General features: G+C 55.8%; 19 protein-coding genes and 1 tRNA gene. 5 read left to right on the forward strand and 15 right to left on the reverse strand.

Annotated elements, in window-relative coordinates:
- Window positions 1-121: 121 nt before the first annotated feature.
- From LEP6406_RS26200 to LEP6406_RS0201430, 6 genes are all read right to left on the reverse strand, one after another.
- A complete protein-coding gene (locus LEP6406_RS26200; protein WP_008319022.1) occupies window positions 122-667 on the reverse strand; it encodes a GUN4 domain-containing protein in 546 nt (181 codons plus the stop codon).
- A complete protein-coding gene (locus LEP6406_RS29895) occupies window positions 664-2,199 on the reverse strand; it encodes a GUN4 domain-containing protein (RefSeq protein ID WP_008319023.1) in 1,536 nt (511 codons plus the stop codon). The genes LEP6406_RS26200 and LEP6406_RS29895 overlap by 4 nt, the downstream gene beginning before the upstream one ends.
- Before the next feature lie 493 nt (window positions 2,200-2,692).
- A complete protein-coding gene (locus LEP6406_RS0201415; protein ID WP_008319025.1) occupies window positions 2,693-3,655 on the reverse strand; it encodes a serine hydrolase in 963 nt (320 codons plus the stop codon).
- Between the two features lie 3 nt (window positions 3,656-3,658).
- Window positions 3,659-4,585, reverse strand: coding sequence for a helix-turn-helix domain-containing protein (locus LEP6406_RS0201420; protein WP_008319026.1), 927 nt, complete (start codon window positions 4,583-4,585; stop codon window positions 3,659-3,661).
- 46 nt (window positions 4,586-4,631) lie between these two features.
- Window positions 4,632-5,681 (reverse strand): hypothetical protein, encoded by a 1,050-nt coding sequence (locus tag LEP6406_RS0201425; protein WP_008319028.1) that lies wholly within the window; start codon window positions 5,679-5,681, stop codon window positions 4,632-4,634.
- 159 nt (window positions 5,682-5,840) lie between these two features.
- On the reverse strand, window positions 5,841-6,506 hold the full coding sequence (locus LEP6406_RS0201430) for an Npun_F0813 family protein (RefSeq protein WP_008319030.1): 666 nt from the start codon (window positions 6,504-6,506) through the stop codon (window positions 5,841-5,843).
- Window positions 6,507-6,705: 199 nt separating this feature from the next.
- On the opposite strand from LEP6406_RS0201430, the gene LEP6406_RS0201435 reads away from it, so the two are divergent.
- Window positions 6,706-6,778, forward strand: a tRNA-Arg gene (locus LEP6406_RS0201435).
- A gap of 231 nt (window positions 6,779-7,009) precedes the next feature.
- On the opposite strand, the gene LEP6406_RS29900 is transcribed toward LEP6406_RS0201435, so the two are convergent.
- Both LEP6406_RS29900 and LEP6406_RS0201445 read right to left on the reverse strand, forming a co-directional pair.
- Complete coding sequence (locus LEP6406_RS29900) at window positions 7,010-7,591, reverse strand: hypothetical protein (RefSeq protein ID WP_027268743.1); 582 nt, start codon at window positions 7,589-7,591, stop codon at window positions 7,010-7,012.
- A gap of 100 nt (window positions 7,592-7,691) precedes the next feature.
- Window positions 7,692-8,645, reverse strand: a complete 954-nt coding sequence (locus LEP6406_RS0201445) for a fatty acid desaturase (RefSeq protein WP_008315705.1) — start codon at window positions 8,643-8,645, stop codon at window positions 7,692-7,694.
- Window positions 8,646-8,952: 307 nt separating this feature from the next.
- Between LEP6406_RS0201445 and LEP6406_RS0201450 the strand changes: the two genes are divergently transcribed.
- Window positions 8,953-9,666 (forward strand): GntR family transcriptional regulator, encoded by a 714-nt coding sequence (locus LEP6406_RS0201450; RefSeq protein ID WP_008315706.1) that lies wholly within the window; start codon window positions 8,953-8,955, stop codon window positions 9,664-9,666.
- 370 nt (window positions 9,667-10,036) lie between these two features.
- On the opposite strand, the gene LEP6406_RS0201455 is transcribed toward LEP6406_RS0201450, so the two are convergent.
- Both LEP6406_RS0201455 and glnT read right to left on the reverse strand, forming a co-directional pair.
- Window positions 10,037-11,212 (reverse strand): iron-containing alcohol dehydrogenase, encoded by a 1,176-nt coding sequence (locus LEP6406_RS0201455; protein WP_008315978.1) that lies wholly within the window; start codon window positions 11,210-11,212, stop codon window positions 10,037-10,039.
- Window positions 11,213-11,324: 112 nt separating this feature from the next.
- The gene (glnT, locus tag LEP6406_RS0201460) at window positions 11,325-12,650 is read right to left on the reverse strand and encodes a type III glutamate--ammonia ligase (RefSeq protein ID WP_008315980.1); all 1,326 of its coding nucleotides are present in this window, start codon (window positions 12,648-12,650) and stop codon (window positions 11,325-11,327) included.
- 494 nt (window positions 12,651-13,144) lie between these two features.
- Between glnT and LEP6406_RS0201465 the strand changes: the two genes are divergently transcribed.
- Window positions 13,145-14,518, forward strand: a complete 1,374-nt coding sequence (locus tag LEP6406_RS0201465) for a transposase (RefSeq protein ID WP_008315299.1) — start codon at window positions 13,145-13,147, stop codon at window positions 14,516-14,518.
- 28 nt (window positions 14,519-14,546) lie between these two features.
- On the opposite strand, the gene LEP6406_RS0201470 is transcribed toward LEP6406_RS0201465, so the two are convergent.
- The 3 genes from LEP6406_RS0201470 to LEP6406_RS0201480 all read right to left on the reverse strand — a co-directional run bounded on the left by LEP6406_RS0201470 (window position 14,547) and on the right by LEP6406_RS0201480 (window position 16,330).
- A complete protein-coding gene (locus tag LEP6406_RS0201470; protein ID WP_008316285.1) occupies window positions 14,547-14,918 on the reverse strand; it encodes a DUF5615 family PIN-like protein in 372 nt (123 codons plus the stop codon).
- Between the two features lie 3 nt (window positions 14,919-14,921).
- Window positions 14,922-15,203: a DUF433 domain-containing protein gene (locus tag LEP6406_RS0201475; protein ID WP_008316287.1), complete on the reverse strand. Its 282-nt coding sequence runs from the start codon at window positions 15,201-15,203 to the stop codon at window positions 14,922-14,924.
- A 407-nt stretch (window positions 15,204-15,610) separates the two neighbouring features.
- Complete coding sequence (locus LEP6406_RS0201480) at window positions 15,611-16,330, reverse strand: type I restriction endonuclease (protein ID WP_263971114.1); 720 nt, start codon at window positions 16,328-16,330, stop codon at window positions 15,611-15,613.
- Here LEP6406_RS0201480 and LEP6406_RS0201485 point away from each other — a divergent pair.
- Window positions 16,318-17,223: an alpha/beta fold hydrolase gene (locus tag LEP6406_RS0201485; RefSeq protein WP_008316290.1), complete on the forward strand. Its 906-nt coding sequence runs from the start codon at window positions 16,318-16,320 to the stop codon at window positions 17,221-17,223. The two genes, LEP6406_RS0201480 and LEP6406_RS0201485, sit on opposite strands and share 13 nt — an antisense overlap.
- An 88-nt stretch (window positions 17,224-17,311) precedes the next feature.
- On the opposite strand, the gene LEP6406_RS0201490 is transcribed toward LEP6406_RS0201485, so the two are convergent.
- Both LEP6406_RS0201490 and LEP6406_RS0201495 read right to left on the reverse strand, forming a co-directional pair.
- Complete coding sequence (locus LEP6406_RS0201490; RefSeq protein WP_008316292.1) at window positions 17,312-17,776, reverse strand: glutathione peroxidase; 465 nt, start codon at window positions 17,774-17,776, stop codon at window positions 17,312-17,314.
- Window positions 17,777-17,946: 170 nt separating this feature from the next.
- On the reverse strand, window positions 17,947-18,369 hold the full coding sequence (locus LEP6406_RS0201495; protein ID WP_008316293.1) for a response regulator: 423 nt from the start codon (window positions 18,367-18,369) through the stop codon (window positions 17,947-17,949).
- Window positions 18,370-19,247: 878 nt separating this feature from the next.
- On the opposite strand from LEP6406_RS0201495, the gene LEP6406_RS0201500 reads away from it, so the two are divergent.
- Window positions 19,248-20,246, forward strand: a complete 999-nt coding sequence (locus LEP6406_RS0201500) for an IS110 family RNA-guided transposase (protein WP_027268693.1) — start codon at window positions 19,248-19,250, stop codon at window positions 20,244-20,246.
- The last annotated feature ends 21 nt before the right edge of the window (window positions 20,247-20,267 follow it).

Below are 20,267 nucleotides of genomic sequence, written 5' to 3' on the forward strand. Positions count from 1 at the left end.
AAGGGTAAAGAAAGGCTGTGGTCCCCGAATATCAGCTCAGGTGACATCGGTAGGGATGGGCCGCTCGTTTCCGTATCGTAACAAACCCCGTCGAGGAAAGGCTGGGATAGCCTGAGGGTGACTAAACCTGCTGACACCGCTCTAACCGCAACATCATGGCATCCAGCATATTGGCATCCCCAAAGGCTGCCCCCCGGCCCGTGCCCACTCCCCCCATGCGCAGGGATTGATGCCAGGGAATCTGCCAAAACCAGCGAGCGGGGAGGTGCCCCGGCGGCGCGTCTAGGCTGAAATTGAGAAAGTCATAGAACTTGTAGAACCCCAGGCATCGATAGGGGGAAATCGTCCACCCGACCTGACGGCTGAAGGCAAAGGCATCGCCTTGAGCCATCTCGGTATAAATTTCGTGTTGTACGCTGAACCCAAATTGGCCGCTGCTGTAGCGCACCCAATGCTGATCTAGGTCGTGCAGGGCGTCGCAGGGAAGCTGGGCGATAGTGATGTCATCTAGCCAGCCTTCAGTGGTGCGGTTCGCTCGCTTTAGCAATAGGGCTAAGGTGACCTGGTCTGCGGCCTGCCATTCCTGCTGGGTCAGGAGGGCGTCGAGATCTTGTATCGTCCATTGGGGTATCTTTGCTGTCGTGGCCATGGGAGAAGAAGGGGTCATGGTTGCTCCGTTGGCGAGGGGGGCGCGATGGTCAGGGACTGGCCCGAAGGGGCCATCGCAGCTCCCGGTAGACATTTCTCGACATGGAGAAAGAGGGCATCTACCAGGGCTTCAGGTACCACGTACTCACTTTCCAGGGTTTTGCAGCCCCAGCGCCAACTGGGCAGATGACCAGTTGGCGCATCGGACTGAAACTGGAGATCGCGATAGGTTTTGTGGCGGGTTACGAGATTGACATTGCCGATGCCGATGCCCCCCTGCCACGCCACCGCCTGCAAAAACTCATCGGCACGGCGATCCTGTTGGGCATAGATTCGGTATTGGGCACGAAAGCCAAAGCGACCCTCACTATAGTGCGCCCATAGGGCATCTAGAGTGTTCATATCCACACAGGGAAAGTGTAGAATTGCCTCCCCATCAATGGGGCACATGTCGCGACTGAGGGCGGTGAGAATCAGCCGCTCGGTTTCCTGGTCTGCCAATTGCCATTGTTGGGACCAGAGCAATTGACGCAACCGGGTATAGTCCAGGTTTTGGGCCGAGTCGATGGGACCATAGAGAGCTGCCGTGACCTCCTGTTCAATGGCTTGCACCCGCTCTGGCTCCAGATGCCAAAAACGGCGGGCCTGCTCTAGGCGACCCCGGTCAAAGTCACTGGGGTAAAGGTTTTGGGCGATGGCTTCTTGAAATTCCTGCCGATATTGCTCGATATAGGTTTCCTGGTTCTGTTCTGTCGTTGGGGCCGGGGACTGCTCTTGCATCTCCAGCATCCGTGTCTCTTCCTCTGCCTCTTTTTCCGTTTGTTCCAGTCGGGTCACCTCCGCCCGGATACGGGTGATATGTTCTTGGTCAATGCCAGCGACATCGTCGTAGCTGAGGCCGAGACTTTGGTAAAGCTGGCGCAGTTCGGCCCAGGTGGCATCGCTGAGGGGATCGCCCCGATCCAGTTCTGCATTGAGCACTTCTCGGTATTTCTGAAGCTTTGCCTGCCGATCTAGGTAAGGCCCTAGGGAGCGAGCAATGATGGCTTCAGCTTCTTCTAGGGGGAGGTTAAGGCGATAGCGCAGGAGTTCCAAATTGGCCTGCTCAACGGGGGAATGCTCTCCGCCCCGCAGAGCATAGGTTTCTGCCCGAGCTTGGAAAATCTGACGCGCAGGCAAAAGGGTATCTACCGCTGGCAGCAGCGCTAGCAGTTCTTCCCCATTACGACTTTGGACCTGGAGCCGGACCTGGTGCAGCAATAGCAGTAGCCGCACCTCTAGGGGCCGCACCCGCAGGTGATCGCTCAAAGCCTGGAGCACTATCCGCACCCGATCGGCGGTCACCGTCATCTGCACCCCTAGCTTCTTGGCGGGGTTGGCAGGATCGGTGAGATAGATCAGGTTGGCTGCTGGGGCCATCTCTAGGGTCTGGAGATAGCTCAAAAGCCCTGCTGTTTCGCGATCGCGATCCTCAGTACTGAGATGGGGATCAATTACCTGAAAGACCACCCTGGCGCTGGTATCGGGGGCCGCAGAATATACCTGAGTCATGGAAAAAACCCAACCCTGAACGGTGCTGGCATCCAAGGATACCTCCAGACGCCCCAGTTGGCAGATAAGAGGGCAAATCAAAACTTAAAATTCCCATTTCCTATCCTCGCGCCTAGGGGATTCCTGCTGTCATTCCGGCCAACGGGAGGAATCTCGGTCTTGGCCACTACGGAATTAACTTCAATCCTGGATTACCCGGCACTGGGTAGGGCGGGTTTTGAGCCTCCCATTTGGGATTTCCCAGTAGACATGAGCCAAACCCGCCCCTACGGGATTTACCCCCCCACGGGGCACCGGGCAACAAGGGCAACCACCCTTCGACCCGCTCAGGACAGGCAAGGGATTGCCCCTACGGGAAATTGAATTCAAAATTCAAAACTCCTACCACCTGTCACATCCTGCATTGGGCGCGAAAACCGCGCCCCTACCCCAAAGTCCTCCGGGCAGGCTAACTCCCTGGGAGTGGCTTCGCCAACGCCTTTCTTGAATGCCGTTAGGCTATACACCCCCTCACTCCTTCACCCTGCTCCAGAATGGCCTGGGAAACAAAGGGTAGGATCGCCTCGTTTTGGCTATGCTCTGGTCCCTCTGTAAACACCACTAGTAGGTAAGGACGGGTGTCGGGTATCTCAATATAGGCGGCGTCATGGCGGACCTTACTGGTCAATCCAGCCTTGGACCAGCATTTTGCCGTCAGAGGTAGCCCCGCCCCGAGAAATCCCGTTACCTGGTTTTCGGGGTCAGCGGCTAGGGCTTGGGGATCTAGACTGCGCTGCATTAAGGTCATCATTGCCTGCGATCGCGCCCCCGATACTGACACCCCACCTACAATGCTGTGGATCAGGCGCGCCGTTGCCTCCGTGGTGAGCCTGTTGCGATTTTCGTAAGCTTCACCCAGGAAGCTGCGCTCCCGACCGTAGGGACCATCACACCAAGTCTTTTGATTAACATTGATGGTTTCCAACTCGGGCCATTGCAGCGTTTGCAAATAGCGATTCACCAGATTCCGCTGGTGTTGCCAGGTTTCCCTAGGACCGGGGGGAAGTTCAGGGCCACTGGTGGTTCCCGTCAGCACATCCACAACCAGCCCGGTGGCATCGTTGCTGGAGTCCACGATCATGTCGCGGGTGGCCCGGTCCAGCTCCAGTGAGGGCTGGATCATGCCCCGCTCTAACCACTCATGGACCGCTACGAGATAAAACAACTTGACGACACTGGCGGGATAAATGCACTCTACCCCCCGATAGCTAGCCCCTCGGGGCCGATGTCGCCAAAATTCAGTGGCACTGAGCGCCCCCCCCGTATTCACGGGGAAAGGGGGATCGTACAGAATCCAGGTGAGGGCAATTTGGTTCTTCGCCAGGGTGGGAAATTCCGCCCAAGTGGCCTGTAATACCCGCTCCAGAGCCCCTTGCAGGTCCAGATCGAGATCGAAAAATCCAGCGTTCACAGCCATACATTAGTTGAGGGAATACACGTTGCCGTCGATGAGCAGACGGGTAATACCCTTAGCCTGGAGATAGGGCTGGGTCTTTTGGATGACACTACCATCGGGCACCTTGACGACCCGTTGGTTGCGCCGAGAGAACCGTCGGGCAATGCGATGGTTATCAAAGACCGGTAGGGTTCGGGCCTGCTCCTCCTCCTCTGGAATCTGTCCCAGTTCAGAAAACTCCTTCAGGGGGTAGGTGATCAATTCCGACAGGCGATCCACTACCAGATAGTAGGTGTGCTGAAAGGTGACATTGGCAAAGGGTAAGATTTCAAGCTGCTCGTGGCGGGGGAGGGTAGCAGCATGGGGCTTGCTGTCATCATCATCCCAATCGTCGAGATCCTCCTCGTCAAGGTCATCATCTCCATAGTCATCAGCATCCAGAACTGCCTTTTCGTCGCTATCCTCCTCTTCCCATGAGATCGCGACAATGGGATCGTCTCCATCCACCTCATCGTTATCCGCTGCGATCGCAGTATCAAGATCAATGAGGTCTAATGGATCTCTGTCAGTCTTCTGTGCCGGAGTGGGGATAGAAGGTTCCGCTATGGATTGACGGCGGCGGACGGGTGCTGGAACTTTCTTCTCGGGTCGAGATACCGAGCCCGCAGCGGTCGGGGTTGGTTCTGGGGTGACCTCTGGCTGGGGAGCAGGCACGACTGGAGCCGTTGGGGGTGCTGGAGCGGCTGTCGGAGACTCCAGTTTTGCCCCACTGCGCTTTTGTCGAATCAGGCGACTATATTCGCGCTCCGGAAGATTCTGTTTCAGAACCCGGCTAATGGTGCTATTGCTAACGCCATAGCGGTCCGCTATGGAAGAGGAGGTTTCCTGACTCTGACGGTAAAGCTCAAGGATGGCTTGCTTATCAGCGTCGGATAGTTTTCGAGATGCCATGCTTTTGGGAGCTCCCGCCGAGAGAGTGCTTCCCTATATTACTGCTCTAACCCGCCCGCCGACGGCGAGAGGAGCGCCGAGATTGGGTAGAAATGGCGTATTCCACCACCGCTCCTAGCCCAAAGAACAGAGCGGAGAAGGTCCAAAACACCTCCCACAGCGATCCCTCTTCATAGCTACCCTGATTCACGGAGAAGGCAAAGAACATATCGGCAATATAGAGACAGAAGGCCGCGATCGCGATCAGCTTCCAGGACTGGGAAAAACGCCCTCCCCAAAAGGCCACCAGCAGCGTTGCCGCCACCACCAGCAAAATGCAGTCTCCCACCACATAGAATAAGCCCACCAACTCCTGAAAAGGTTCTAGGCGACTATCGAGCTGTACCGCCCAAGCCGGTGCGTTAGGAAACGCCTCCTCACTGGCCTCCATCTCAGCGGGGGTTTCTGCCCCATTGGCATCAATCTCAGGAGCCACAGGCGCAGGAGCCGCCTGATCCCCATTGGGATCTGGGGCCACCGCCTCCGGAGCCCCAGGCGTCACCTCTTCAGGGGGACTCTCTACGGGCAGCAAACTTTCAAGCTCAGCCCCGCCAAGGCGATAGTTCAAAACGTAGGCCAAAAATATCCCGAGGAAGCCAATTACAGCCACCATGGCCCACTGCTTCATCTCCAAATTCAAGCGCCTAGGCAGCACCGCCTGCAACATGCCCCCCGCCAAGAAGATGTAGGAAATAAGGTAAAAAATATCCCCCAGGGATACCGAAGGATCCTTTCCCCACACGTTGCCCCAGACATAAAAGAGGATATTACCGACCCCGTAACAACTGAGTCCGATGGCAATCCAGAGCCAAACATTGCGACCGCTGACGATTTGGCCACTCTGCCAGTTGCGGAAACATAGAGCCGCTGCCAGGAAGAAAGCCCCGGTTTCTATCAGTGTGATACCGACAAAATACCAGGTCGGCAATTCCTCTCCCGGTGCCGGAACACTAAACAGGAGGAAAAACAAAAGGGCGAAGATCCCCCAGGTAATACCCAGTAGAATTAAAACGGTGGCAGATGGCAGAAACTTTTTTGCAGGGGATTGCTTGTTCAACGGAACCCTCCTCCCAAGGAGATAAGACGCTTCAGGGTGTCAATGATAGGTAATTTAGGCGTATTTGACTCAGTCAGATTGGCACATCAGCCCTAAGTTAGCCTCAGATCTAGTGATTTCCCAATTTTTGTTTGCAGCGCGTAACACCTTTGCGGCCCATTATTTCCAGAGCTGGCCAGGAGAGGATAGATCTAGCCACGCTAGAAAGGTTTGGCGATCACCTTTGGGCATGTCCTCTAGGGCATCTAGTGCCCGTTCGGTGAAGTTGGCATTGCCAAAGTAGTTCTTGCCCAGACGATGCATCTCCTCTAGGAGTTTTTGCAGATGCATATCTTGCCAAGCCGGAACCTGGGTGGCAAGAGGATCCATCGTCAGCAGCGTCTTCACCACCGCCGCCGAGGTCACCTGGGGAAACCGCCACTGGGTTAGCACTGAGGCCACCTCCTTCTCAAACTGGCTAGCCTGTTTGCCGCCCAGCAAGTCTTCAATATCGATATATAGAGCCTGTAACAGGAGCAGAGATGCCTGAATCAAGGGCTGAGATGCGGGTGTCCCTTGATCATCATCCCCCTCCTCTAGAGCATCTAGACGAACCTTACCCCAAACGCTAAACCGTTCCGGCTCCTCTAGCAGGACGCAGGCTTTGCCCCGATTATCGGTCAAATCACGCCACAGTGCCCGAGCGTCCTCTTCCTGAACGGCTCCAAACACACTTAGCAAGCGAAAGGTTTGCCCCTGGTAGGACAAAATGGGAATCTGCTGGTCCTGCTTTTTGGGATGCTGGATGTTTTTGATGTCAACATCCTGTCGCTTGAGAATGAACATGGCGCTGCAAGTTGAATCCGTAGGGTCAAGGCAGGCAGTCTACGTTGTAATACCCTACATTAGACCATCCCAAGAGAGGTTCCTGGTAAGCACTACTGCCCTTGACGCTATGATATCTACCGAATGTCTGTTGGCTACAGGCTACGAGTGGTCTGGGAGCAGGGTTTCCCTAGCCTGTCCAGCCCCTTGATATAGCCATGGGCCCTTAGCTCAGAGGATAGAGCAACCGCCTTCTAAGCGGTCGGTCGCTGGTTCGAATCCAGCAGGGCCTGTACGCCAAAACCCCCACTGTTGGGGGTTTTGGCGTTTAAGAAGGTTGGTTGTGAGGAGGGTAAGTTCACCGTAATTCACCATTTTTAACTGCATCTTTGGTGAAAGAGTGGTTAAGGGGGTATCAGGGAGGGACTACCCAGTCCCCTGAAATATGGGTGTTCGACAATTCGACAAAGGGACAGGTTAGGGGCTGGAATGCCTGTTGGAATGTTCATGTCCGCACATTTTCCCTAACTCGCAATGCGTCCCCAAATCCGGGCCAGTTCTGCCAGCAAAGTTTGAAACGTTTCCCGGAAGGCGCGGTGCTCAGCTTCATTCAAGGCGCGATCGCGCTCTGCCTGTTCCTGGCTTACCCGCAAGGCTTCCATAAAAGCCTGGTGTTCCGCTTCATTGCTTTCACGCTCGCGGTCTGCCCTTTCCCGGTCACGCTCTGCCTGTTCCTGGCTTACCCGCAAGGCTTCCATAAAAGCCTGGTGTTCCGCTTCATTGCTTTCACGCTCGCGGTCTGCCCTTTCCCGGTCTGCCTGAGCATCCGCTAGCGCCTGATCAATCCGTTGGCGATCTGCCCTGGCATCCGCCAGCAGGTTTTCAAAGCGCTGGCTTGCTTTCTCCTGCTCCCGTCTAAATTCTTCCTGCCGCTGCCTAATTTCCCCCTGTTCTCCGGCCATGGTGGTGATCATCCCCACCAGGTCAGTGACGCTAGCCCTTAGCTCCTGATTGGTTTCTTGGAGACTTTGGCGCATCAACCGTTTCAGGGTACAGGCACGCTCTCTTTCCCAGGTCGCGATGGACAGAGGCCGGTCAAAGACCATCGCGCATCCTCGCTGAACCAAAAACCTTCTAAGGGTTTTGGTGTTTCTGGGGGTCAACGGTTTAGAGTCTGGTACGCCCGTAGCGGTCCCGGCCCATGTGTCATTGTTTTGCCTCAGGAATTCCCTGAAAAGTTGCTGTGATGGAGCGGTTGACCTGTATATAGCCCGACTCGACCCGGTCGAAGTAGGTCTGTAGCTGGGCATGGGTCTGGGGCAAGGACTGGAAGGGAATTGAAGGATACAGGTGGTGCTCAGCGTGGAAGGGCATGTTCCACATTAGCCAGCGCAGGGGCCACAGGGTCAGGGTGGTGCGGGTATTGGTGAGGGGATTGTCCTCCTGGGGGCAGCCTGTATGCTCCGCCAGCAGGACAAACCGCAGTAGGGGTTGCCCCACGGCTAGGGGCAAGAACCAATAGGTGACTAAAAACCAGGGATGGCCGAGGAGAACTGCGATCGCAGTTACCGCCCCGTATACCCCAAGTTGCCACCGGACTGAGTGCACGACTTCACCGTAGGCACTTTCGGGCAAAAAGAAACAGTCCTCCAGTTGGCCCAGAGCCACCCGGCTATGGCCCCGCACCTTGCCGATCCACCAGGGAATGCCCGTCAGTTGCCCCAGGTATGTGCCCCAGGTCGTGGGCTTAGGATCCCCCAGTTCCGGGTCTTTGCCAGGAATTTGGGTATAGCGGTGATGCCACTTGTGGTAACGGCGATAAAACGTACTGTTGTAAAACGACAACAGTCCCGCTAACCAGGCAGCGATATCGTTTAGGCGGGGGTTGGCAAAGGCGGTGCGGTGGCAGCACTCATGCATGGCACAAAACATCATCGCTAGGCTTACTCCATACAATCCCAGGGCGGGAATCGCCAGCCCCAGGGGCGCAGCAGCCCAAAGGTAACCGCTTACCCCTAACACCCCCAGGTGGCCCAAGAAGTGGAGCCCCCCCGCCCAGTTGGATCGCTGGTTCAGCTGCGCCAGATCCTGGGCCGACAGGATTTGGCGCGGATTGGCGGGCGTGGGGCGGGGGGCGAGGAAGGGGGCAGAATGAGTCATTATGGTCGAGGGTTTAGAGCAGAGGGACAATATTGCGACAAGTGGACTCCGCCTACTTGTTATGACAAGTTGAATTTAGCATGTTCCACGGGCAGTGCAGTGGTTTCTGCCCTAAAATATCTTCTTCCCTGGCCACGCTGTCTCTTCTAGTGCTCAGTCAATTAATGATTGACGGGTGACCGAAATCCTGGAGTTTAGTTGGGGTTAAATTTTGAGGGTCGAAGACCCTCAAAATTTTCCTGATGGAACATTCGGGACTTTCGTGTCAGGAAATGGCTTAAACCTGCCACCGCCGATAGTCCTGATCATGGCAATCCCTCTCCACATCAGCATTTCAGAGGATCTCCGCCGCCGCATTGTGGTCGGCGACTATCGCCCCGGTGACAAACTACCCAGCGAGCACCAGCTCATGGAAACCTTTAGCGTCAGCCGTATTACCGCGCGGCAGGCGGTAGCGAATTTGGTGAGCCAAGGACTTGCGATCGCGCATCGCGGCAAAGGAGTGTTTGTCACCCCCCAAAAAAAGGTTGCCTATTCCCTCTCTAGCCCCCTGGTGTTTCTGGAACAGGACATGGATCGGCGTGGCATCGCCTTTTCCTTTGAAAATCTGGCTCTAAAATCCGTAGAAGCACCCCCCAATATTCGGACCCTGTTGCATCTATCGTCCCCCCCGATGGTCTACCTGCAAAAGAAACTGTTTCGCATGGATGGGGCAGCCGGAGCCGTGGATATCTCCTACCTGGTCCCAGATTTGGGCCAGCGGTTTGCCCCCCTACTAAAGCGCCAGATGACCTTTCCCACCCTGGAGCAACACGGTATTCCCATTGAGGCCATTGACGCCGTGATCGAATGCACCCACGCCGATTATGAGATGAGCGGCCACCTGGAGGTACCCCTCGGCCATCCCCTGATTGTCTATCGCTACACCGCCTATGCCCCCCAGCATCAGGCGATCCTCCATGGCGAGACTATTTCTCGGGCCGATCGGTTCTGCTACTCCCTCAGCATCACGCGGCAGTAATACCAAGCCGCTAGACTCGCGGCGGTTAAAACCGCTGCTATACAAACAAAGTCGGCCTGCGCCGACTCAACTAACACGACCTGAGTTCGACTTAAGCTTCGCTGCCCATCCGCCAGGGAATAAATTGCCCTGGCTCATCGCAGAAGTCCGTTAAAACGGACTCGCCCCCCTATCCCCAGCCCAGCTCCCAGTCCATTTTTAAGGGCCATTAAAAATGGACTTAAGCCTGTTAGCCGGGAATTTTGAATTCCCGGCGGGGTGACAGCGCTGATACCGAATTTTCTGGTTCCCAGGCTCTGCCTGGGAATCCTCACCGAGGCTCTGCCTCGTCGTTAGAAAACGGCAAGGATATTTACGCCATCTAAGCCCGCTACAAGGCAGCGGTGAAAATGGCGTAGAAGTCATCCTTAGCCACAGGTCTAGGATTGAAGGGATGGCATCCGTCCTGGAGAGCCACCGCCACCAGGGCATCAAGATTATCTGGGGCAACCCCTAAATCGCCCAGGGAGGCGGGAATGCCGATGGCCGTCGATAGTGCCCCAATCCAGTCCAGAAGGTCTTGGCCATGGCTCGCCCCTGGGTTAACGGTACGGGCCATACGGAGAAAGCGATCGGGAGCCGCCTCTAGGTTAAAGGCCATGGCAGCGGGCAACATGACGCCATTGGCCAACCCGTGGTGGGTGTCGTACACCGTGGAGAGGGCATGGGCACAGGAATGGGTGACCCCCAGCCCCTTCTGAAATGCGATCGCACCCATCATCGACGCATTCAACATGCCCCCCCTAGCGGCCAAATGGGCTGCCGTCGCCCCTTCATCCAAAACTTCCCCCGCCCCTAGCCGCTGGGCAAACCCCACACAATCCTGCAAATGTTGCGCCACCAGGTAAATTCCCTCCAGGGCGATGCCGTCACAGAGGGGGTTAAAACCCTTCGCTAGAAATGCCTCAATTAAGTGGGTCAGGGCATCCATGCCCGTAGCGGCGGTAATTTTAGCCGGGAGTCCCAGCAGCAGTTCAGGATCCGCCAGCACCACCCTGGGCAAAAGCTGGGGGTCGAACATGATCTTTTTGGCATGGGTGGCGTCATCAGAGATCACGGTACTGCGCCCCACCTCGCTCCCGGTGCCCGCCGTAGTGGGAATCGCCACAATGGGGGGAATCGACTGGTCAATAGGGCGGCTGCTAGCCCCATCCTCGTAGTCGAAGAGGTGACCGGGATGGTGAGCCATCAGGGCGATGGCCTTAGCCACATCCATGGGCGCGCCGCCCCCCACCGCCACAATTCCGTCAGCCCCGTGGGCCTGCCACGCCTCCACACCCGCCGTCACCTGGGACACCACCGGGTTCCCCCAGACGCCGCTGAAGGTAGCGGTCTCGAAGGTGGAGAGGGATGCGACTAATTCCGGAAACCAGGGCAGTTTCGCCACATCCCGATCGGTGACAATCAGGACCCGCTGAAGACCCAAAGCGGTGAGTTCGGCGGTGAGTTCGGCCCGCGCCCCTGGTCCAAACCGAATTCGGGTCGGGAAGTTGTAGGTGTGAATCATCAGATATAGCGGTTCTCCCTTGGGTTAAGTACAGACAAGGGGCTTAAGCCCCTTGTTCGCTGAAGTGTCATTAAGCTGAGGTGTGCCTCATACATTAGGGAACCGCTATAGCTTAGATATTCACGTACTGGGCCATTTCCCAAGCGGTGATTTGAGCATTGAAGGCGTTCCACTCCTTCGTCTTCATTTCCAGGAAAGTCTTAGCCCCCAACTCGCCGAGGGTTGCCATCAGCAGGGAGTCCTGCTTTAGGGCTGCCATCGCCTCGTAAAGATTGTGGGGTAGGGTTTGTAGATTGGGGAATTCGTCGCCGCGAGCGAAGAGATTTTCATCGATGCGCTGGCCGGGATCGGCCTGGGTTTTGATCCCCTCCAGTCCCGCTGCTAAAATCCCCGCCGTGGCCAGGTACAGGTTGGCGGCCCCATCCACCATGCGGCACTCAAATCGGCCCGTATCAGGAATGCGGATCAGGTGGGAGCGGTTATTCCCGCCGTAGGAAATATAGCGGGGGCTCCAGGTGCTGCCAGAGGCGGTGGTGCTGGCTCCCAGACGGCGATAGGAGTTGGCGGTGGGGGCGCAGAGGGCCGCCAGCCCTTTGCCGTGGGCTAGCACACCTCCCAAAAAGTGGTAGCCCAGGGGGGAAAGCCCGCCCGCATCAGCCCCTTCGGCAAAGGCGTTGGTGCTGCCCTGCCACAAACTGTTGTGGATGTGGCCGCCGTTGCCGGTGATGTGGCTGAAGGGTTTGGGCATGAAGGTAGCAACGAAGCCCCGCTGCTCCGCCAGGGTCTTGACCATGTATTTGAAGAAGACATGGCGATCGCAAGTCGTTCTCACATCGCTATAGGTCCAGTTCAACTCAAATTGGCCGTTGGCGTCTTCGTGGTCGCATTGGTAAGGCTCCCAGCCCAGGTCTTCCATGTAGGTGACTAGGGTGGAAATCAGGTCAAACTGACGCATCAGGTTGAGCTGGTCGTAACAGGGGCGCTCGGCGGTGTCTTTGGTATCTGCGATCGCATATCCCGTTTCCGTCTGCCGCAGCAAAAAGAACTCCGCCTCCACCCCCGCCTTGTAGGTATAGCCCAGCGCCGCCGCCTGTTCCAGCACCCGGTTCAGAATCATCCGAGGTGCCGCCGGAAATGGCTTCCCCTCAAAGTACACATCACTGGCCACCCAGCCCACCGTCGGCTCCCAAGGCAGTTGAATCAGGGAGTCTGGGTCTGGCACCACCGCAATTTCCGCCGCCTCTGGCCCCAGCCCCAGGTTCGATGCAAAGGAGCAGAAAAAGGCTCCCTCCTGTTCCACCGAGGCAATTTTAGTGGCGGGTACCAGCTTGGCCCGAGTCCCCCCCAGCAGATCGGTGTAGGACACCAAAAAGAACTTAAGGCCCAGAGTCTTAGCTTTTTCAACGAGGCTCTGGCTCTGGGTTAAGGCTGCGACCATAAAAAGGACTCCTGGATTTTAGGCTCAGTAAAACAGTCCTATGAACAGGCATTTGTAGCTGCCGATACGGCGTCCCCCCAAAACCCGGTTTCTCGAATTTTGCCCCACATTATCTCAGTGGGGGGCAGAAACCGGGTTTCTTTCGGGGTCTCCCTGAGGGGTGTCCAATCGGATCCCACCCAAATCGTAGGGGTGGGTTTAGCACGGGTGTTGCCCCCATCACCGGGATCTGGCGCTCAAAACCTACCCCGGCCTCGTCGTGGGGTGTTGGCCGGGGCAGGTTTTGACGGTTAAACCTGGGTGGGGGTTGGAGGCGATCGGCTAAACCTGCCCCTACGGGAATGGTGGGGATGGGGAGATGTTGCGCCCTTGACCCTGAAGCGCTAACACTACCCCTGTCAAGGTGACCATCTGTACTATTCACCTGTAATCTGTCGGTAAATCCAAATCAGTTATCGAGGTCTCAATGCCTGTCATCAGAAGGTTGTAGGCCAATGATTAGCGCCATCTTTGAGCAATTTGTCGAAGCGAGTCCGGTAAGCGTAATGTTCCGCGTCTTGATGGAGCGCATTTTTAGGCCCGATAAACTCGACGAGTTATTTGAGAAAAACGCCGAGAAGCAATACACCCGAGAGCTATTGTTTTCGAGTGTGGTGGGACTGATGAGTTTGGTGGTCAGCGGGATTCATCCTTCAGTGAACGCTGCCTACCAAAAGCTAGAGAAGCAAATTGGGGTGTCAAAACCAGCGCTGTACAGCAAGCTCAACGGCTTAGAGCCCAGAATTAGTCAGGCATTAGTGCGCTATGCCTATCAGGAGTTGGCTCCTGTGGTCAAAGCGCTGGGGTTATCCCAGTCCCAGCGCTTACCGGGCTACTGCATCCGGATCGCCGACGGTAATCACTTGGGAACAACCGAGCATCGGTTGAAGCCATTGCAGGCCACTCGCTCAGGCCCGCTACCCGGCCAATCGATTGCAGTGCTTGACCCAGAGCAGCATCTGGTAACGGATATCTTTCTTTGTGAGGATGCCCATGCCCAAGAGCGTTCGTTGCTGCCCGAGATGCTCGAAACGGTGCAAGCCAATCAGGTGTGGATAGCAGACCGTAATTTCTGTGCCTGCGGTGCGCTGCTGGGTATTGCTCAACGTCAAGCCTACTTCGTTATTCGGGCTCATAAAAACACCCCTTGGGAAGCGCTAGAGCCCTTGAAGGCCGTTGGTTCATCGGCGACCGGAGAAGTCTTTGAGCAAGCGGTGAGAATCACTCATGAAGACCAGACTCTGACCCTGCGCCGGGTTGTCGTCAAGCTGGCTCAACCCACCCGGCATGGCGACAGCGAAGTCGCCCTGTTCACCAACTTACCCACCAGGGTCGCGACCGCCCCGTTGGTCACCGAACTCTACTTGGAGCGCTGGACCGTCGAGAAGATGTTTCAAGTGGTCACCGATGTCTTCTCCTGTGAGCTGAACACTTTGGGCTATCCCAGGGCCGCTTTATTCGTCTTTTGTATGGCCGTCGTTGCCTTCAATGTCTTATCCACCGTCAAAGCTGCCCTAAAAGCCGTTCACGGGGTTGGCAAAATTGAAGCAGGGTTGTCCAACTTCCATCTCGTTGAAGAAGTTCAGGGGACTTTTCGAGGCATGATGATTGCCCTCCCACCGTCCGAGTGGAGACCGTTCGGGAAGATGGCCATTGAACCCTTCGCCGAAATCTTGAAAGAATGGGCGGCGCAAATCGACCTGAAACGGTTTAAGTCGTCGCCCAGAGGCCCCAAAAAAGCTGTCAAAAAGAACGAATATGACCCCAAACATCCTCATGTTTCGACCGCTCGCCTCCTAAACCAAAAGGAGAACAAACGTTCACCTTAACAGGGGTAGCGCTAACACATACCTACGGCTAGGGCAACCGATTGATCCATGCCCCTAAAAACTCCACAGTATTGGCCATCTCTTCCAAAGACCGCATAGCAGCCAACTGCAACAACCCTCGCATTTGATCACCAACCGAATAACCTTGTCGGCTGAGAACAATACCAGCATGGGGCTTACCCATTACCAAACAATCTGAATGGAGGCGATAAAAGTCCCTAACGTTGAAGCTATAGATTACCCGTTGGTGTGTCCATGCCCAAGCTAATTGGCTTTCGTCAGACTGCCCTAACATGTCTGCCTCAGCCGCCGAGGTTACATCTGCACCCCGGCTTGTCAGAGCTTGCAAAAGACGTCTACTGGTAGCATCTTCATCCAGGTAGAACCGTACAGTCGTCATGGTCTAAGAGGTGGTGGGTGCCAACTGATCGTAAGCTGCCGCCTCTGCGGCTAAATCTTGATTAATGACTTGGGGATTGGCGTAGTAATAGGCCAGAGCTGCGTGAACCTGAGCCAGGGTCAGGTAATCCTTATCGGCAACAATTTCCTCAACACTGTAGCCCTGCCGATATAGGGCCACAATCCGCCCTACGGAAGTCCGAGTGCCCGCAATCACGGGACGATCGCCGCTGGGATAGGGTGTAACCGCAATCAAGTCGCTGATGTTAACCAGGATTGTAGACATTGGTGTCACGTAGGGTTCATACAAACAGCGGGCTGAGTCAATGACATTGCCCCAATCGGGTGCAGAAACTAGGTTGCTTTGTGATGTGTACCCTCGGCCCCCTATCCGAATTATAGGGGGTGGGTTTGGCACGGGTGCTGCCCCTATCACCAGGATCTGGCCTACAAAACCCACCCCGGCCTCGTCGTGGGGTGTTGGCCGGGGCAGGTTTTGACAGTTCAATCTGGGTGGGGGGTTGGGAGCGATTGGCTAAACCTGCCCCTACGAGTGGGGTGGTGGCCGGGGCAGGTCTTGACGGTTCAACTGGGTGGAGGGTTGGGGGCGATTGGCTAAACCTGCCCCTACGGGAATGGTGGGGATGTTTCCCCCTTGATCCGTGCCAAACCCATCCAAATCGTAGGGGTGGGTTACGTCATGGAGAGTTGGCCCAGGTGTTTGAGAATAGTCAGCACCTCGTGTAGATCATTTTGGGGATTAATCAGGGAGAACAATCGGGAGGTTGCATATTGAACCCTCGGCCTTCGGGTCGCTTTGAGAAAGAGAAACTCATTGCCGTTGGTAATCAGCCCAAACGTGGGCTGTTTCAGCTCTGGGTTGCTGAGCATATAGGCCAGGGTCTGGGGCAGGGCGCGAGTGACTGCAAAGTCGCTGCGTTGGGACTCAATGACGACCAACCAGAGTCTTTCTTTGACAACGAGGATATCAATCTGCCCTCGGATAGTGATGTCCTCATCTTCCATTTCGATATCAACACTGGTTTCGGTTTTGATGCGAAAGGGGGAGCGATAAAAGCCTGCCAGATCGAGCAAGGGAGCAAGAATAACCAATTTGACGCTATTTTCAAGCAGGGGTGGCTCTTCTACTAAACTCAAAAAGTTCGCTTCTACCCGATCCAGATAAGACACCTCCATGGTGCTGAGGGGAGTTGGCTCTTCCATCCACTCTGGGAAAAACTCAGGTGTTGGAGCCAGTTGCAACCCTAAGCTCTCTTTGAGGATGCGAAGGGTGATATCTGTAGCAGGAAGGGTGACCATTACGGGTAGAACTGACGCGATCGCAAAGGGCAATTGAGGGGTAGGCTCTAGTAAATCTAAGTCATCTTGAAGCCGTTGACATGGTTCAAACAACCCTTCAGACAATATCAGTGGGCGAATACGTCGCCGCCTACCAAGAGCAGGGAACCGGACCCGTCATCATCTTTCTGCATGGCTTTCTGGGGGATGTCCACACTTGGGATCTGCTGATCGAACCCCTAGCCCCCCACTTTCGCTGCATTGCCTTGGATTTACTGGGATTTGGCCAGTCCTCCAAACCCCGGTTGAAATACACGATCTGGCATCAGGTGGAATTCTTGCACCAGTTTATCCAGACTATGGGCCTAGAGGACGTGGCCTTGGTCGGCCATTCCTATGGAGGCTGGGTGGCGGTGGCCTACGGATTGACGGCGGCGGGGTTGGGGTGGACCGTTGACAAAACGGCCTGGGTATTGCCCTTAGAGGGGGACAGGCCCCAGGGGGAATTGCCGATTTACCACCGCCCCCGTGCCCTGACCCTACTGGCCCCCGCCGGCATTCGGGACGATCAATTTGTGGGACGCTACACCTATATGCAGCCGCTGCTGTGGCAGACCCCGGTAGTAGATTGGGCGATTGCGGCGCTTGGGCCAGTGATGGCCCTGGCTCAACGGCAGACCCAGTATCGGGAAATTCGCCGCGCTCGGCGGGCACTAAAGGCCCAGCCTGTAGCCAAGTCCTTCTTAATCGATCGGCTCAAACCCGAGGACGCCATCGATACGGTGGAGCGCTTTTTACCTCACCTATCGGTGCCGACGCTCATTTTTGCGGGGCAGCAGGATACCACCATTCCCTTCTGGCATTGCGAAACCTATGCCCGCCGCCTGCCCAATAGTCAGCTCATCCCCTTTCCAGAGGCGGAGCATGATCTTCCCCAGGCCCACGGGGGCGCGATCTCAACTGACCTAATCCAGCATTGGATGCCTCAGGGCTGCCCAACCGCCTAACTTAGGACAGACCTGTTTACACCCTGCATCACCCCCCTTAGTCCCCCCTTGCCAAGGGGGGAGACCGGAAACAGATTGTCCACACGCCCTAGCCGAGGGCGGACTCAATAGCCGACCGCAGGCTGGCATCATCGGGAGCTGTTTTGGGCTCAAAACGGGCCACCACTTCACCGGAACGTCCCACCAGGAACTTGCCAAAATTCCAGCCAATATCGGGACCATCGCCCACAAGGAATTGGTAGAGGGGGCTGCGATTGGCCCCGTTTACATCCTGCTTTTCCAGCAGGGGAAAGTCCACGTTGTACTTGGTGGTGGCAAAGGCTTTGATCTCTTCGGGAGTACCGGGCTCTTGACCACCGAACTGGTTGCAGGGAACTCCCACAATCACCAAACCGCGATCGCTAAATTCCTTATGCAGGGCTTCCAGACCCTCGTACTGAGGGGTGAGGCCGCATTTGCTGGCAACATTGACAAACAGGACGACCTTGCCGGCCAATAGGTCTGGGGAGAGGGGCTCTCCCTCTAGAGTCATCAGGTTATTGGGTAGGGCCATGGTGAATTAACCTTCTGTGCAACGGTTCCCATTATCAAGGATGACGGCCAGGGATGACAGACAGAAATCCTCCTAGGGGCGCATAGCTGTAGGGCCAACCCATCGGAAGTCGATGATCAGGATTTGGTATCAATCCCAGCCAAGGAAATGAATGGGGCTTTGGACTCTGGTTAGAAGTTTGGGGGAAAAGGCTCATTGAGCAGCCCCCAATAGAGCCCCAGTTGATGCACTGCCTCCGTAAACTGATCAAACTCGATCGGCTTACGGACATAGCTGTTGGCCCCCAGACTGTAGCTCTCCACAATATCGCGATCCTCACTGGAGGAGGTCAGCACCACGACGGGTAACCGACGGGTGCGCTCCTGGGTGCGAATCTGTCGCAGGACTTCCAATCCATCAATTTTGGGCAGTTTTAGGTCTAGTAGCACCACCGTAGGCAAGGGATCGACCCCTAAGAGAATCCTGAGGGCTTCTTCTCCATTGCGGGCCACTTGGATGTTGTTGACAATCTTGCCCCGACGTAATGCCCGGATCGCCAAAGCCTCATCATCGGGATTGTCTTCGACGAGCAAAATTGTGCGTAAGGTAACCATTCTTTAGAGTCCTCAAGAGTCCTGAGGTGCGTTCGGTCAAGGCGGATCTCCCCTAACCCTTCGGACACTTTAAATAGAGGCGCAGGGCTATCACTAAGCAGGGCTATCACTAAGTAGATGGGCTTAATGATTTGTAGGATGCGTATAGCCTGCGGCATGGCTGCGCTAAAGCGCCAGCGTAACGCATCAAAGCCCTGGGGAGTGGTGTGTTACGGCTATGCGCAAAGCTCAGGCTGCGCTAACGCCTAACAGCACCCTACAGCATCGTTTATTTGTATCCACCTAATCAATGTCAACTTAAGCGCAAAGCTCTGGTCTGACGACGTTACAGTCCTGCCCCCACCCGTTCCTGCGGAGCGCTTCGCGAACGGGAAGAGCACGAGTACCGCAGGGCGTAAATCAGCCCACTATTGTCGCGTCAGCCCAACATTTTACGGTCCCCCCTGGGAGAGGGCTAGGGCTTCGACGTGAGCTCAGCCGAACGGTGAGGGGCCGAGTGTGCCACGATGGGACGGCCAGGGTATTTCCGCCGCCCAGTACTAGTGCTCTGTCAAGTCTAAAGTTGTAGATTGGGTGCAGCGCTAGCGGAACCCAACAAGGCTTACTACTGTTGGGTGACGCTTCGTTGCACCCAACCTTGTATGTAAGCGGCCTGCCATCGAGAGTTATTTTGGAAGCAGACCGTCAGGGGAGAACTCCGAACCCAACCCCAAGCCTTCAAGCTTGTTTCGTAGATTCATTGAGCCTCCCCCCTCCCCCAAGGGCATCGCCAATCAGCCTGGACAGTATCATGAGCGGCCCGACTGGGCACCTCGAATTTAGCAAGGATAGTGCGATTGTTGAGCCCCTGCCAACCTCTATTCTCTGGAGCCAGTCCAATGAGTACAGCCCCCATCATCTTCCTCGGTATTGATATCAGCAAAGCCACCTTTGACGTAGCTTTACTGAGTGGTGGTAAGCGTAATGGCAAATCCTCTAAACACGCCAAGTTTGACAACACCCCCAGCGGCTTTGAGCAGTTGAGCCATTGGCTCCAAGGGAATGCTCTCGGGGCAATTCATGCCTGTCTGGAGGCGACCAACATCTATGGCCATGACTTAGCTACCTATCTCCATGAGCAGGGCCACCAGGTCAGTATCGTCAACCCAGCCCGCATCAAGGGGTATGCCAAAAGTCAACTCAGCCGCACCAAGAACGATGCCGCTGATGCCGCCCTGATTGCCCGCTTTTGTCGAGATATCCAGCCCAGTCTGTGGCATCCCACGCCAGCGGCGATCGCCCAGCTCCAGAGCCTCACCCGCCGTCTGAAGGCGCTGGAGCAGATGCTCACCCAAGAGAAAAATCGCCTTGAGCTCTGTCGTGACTCGGAACTGAGAACGGATATTGAGGCCCATATCGAGTTTCTCGAAAAACAGGCTAAGGCTCTCAAGGAGCGCTGCCAGCAGCATATTCAAGGGGAGGAATCGTTGGCGGAGCCCTGCCGCTTGTTGACCTCCATTACTGGCATTGCTGAACATAGCGCTAGCATTATCCTGGCGGAAATTGGCTCGATTAAGGTCTTTGGCTCTGCCGCTCAACTGGCGGCTTTTGCTGGGTTGACTCCCCAGGAGCATCAGTCTGGCTCTTCTATCAATGGCAAGGCGCGGTTGTGCAAAATTGGCAATGCCCATCTGCGCGAAGCTCTTTTTTTCCCAGCGCTGAGTCTGATGCGTCATTGCCCTGAGGTCAGAGCTTTTCGCCAACGGCTCTTGGACAATGGCAAGCACAAGATGGCGGTGGTGGGGGCGGTGATGCACAAGCTCATTCGTGTGATCTATGCGGTCTTGTCCTCTGGACAGGAATTTGACCCCAAAAAGCTAGCGCCTCAGCAGTCTTGACCCTAAGGCGCTAACACAGTA

Origin of the sequence: Leptolyngbya sp. PCC 6406 (assembly GCF_000332095.2) — a bacterium.
Taxonomy (GTDB): Bacteria; Cyanobacteriota; Cyanobacteriia; order Phormidesmidales; family Phormidesmidaceae; genus PCC-6406.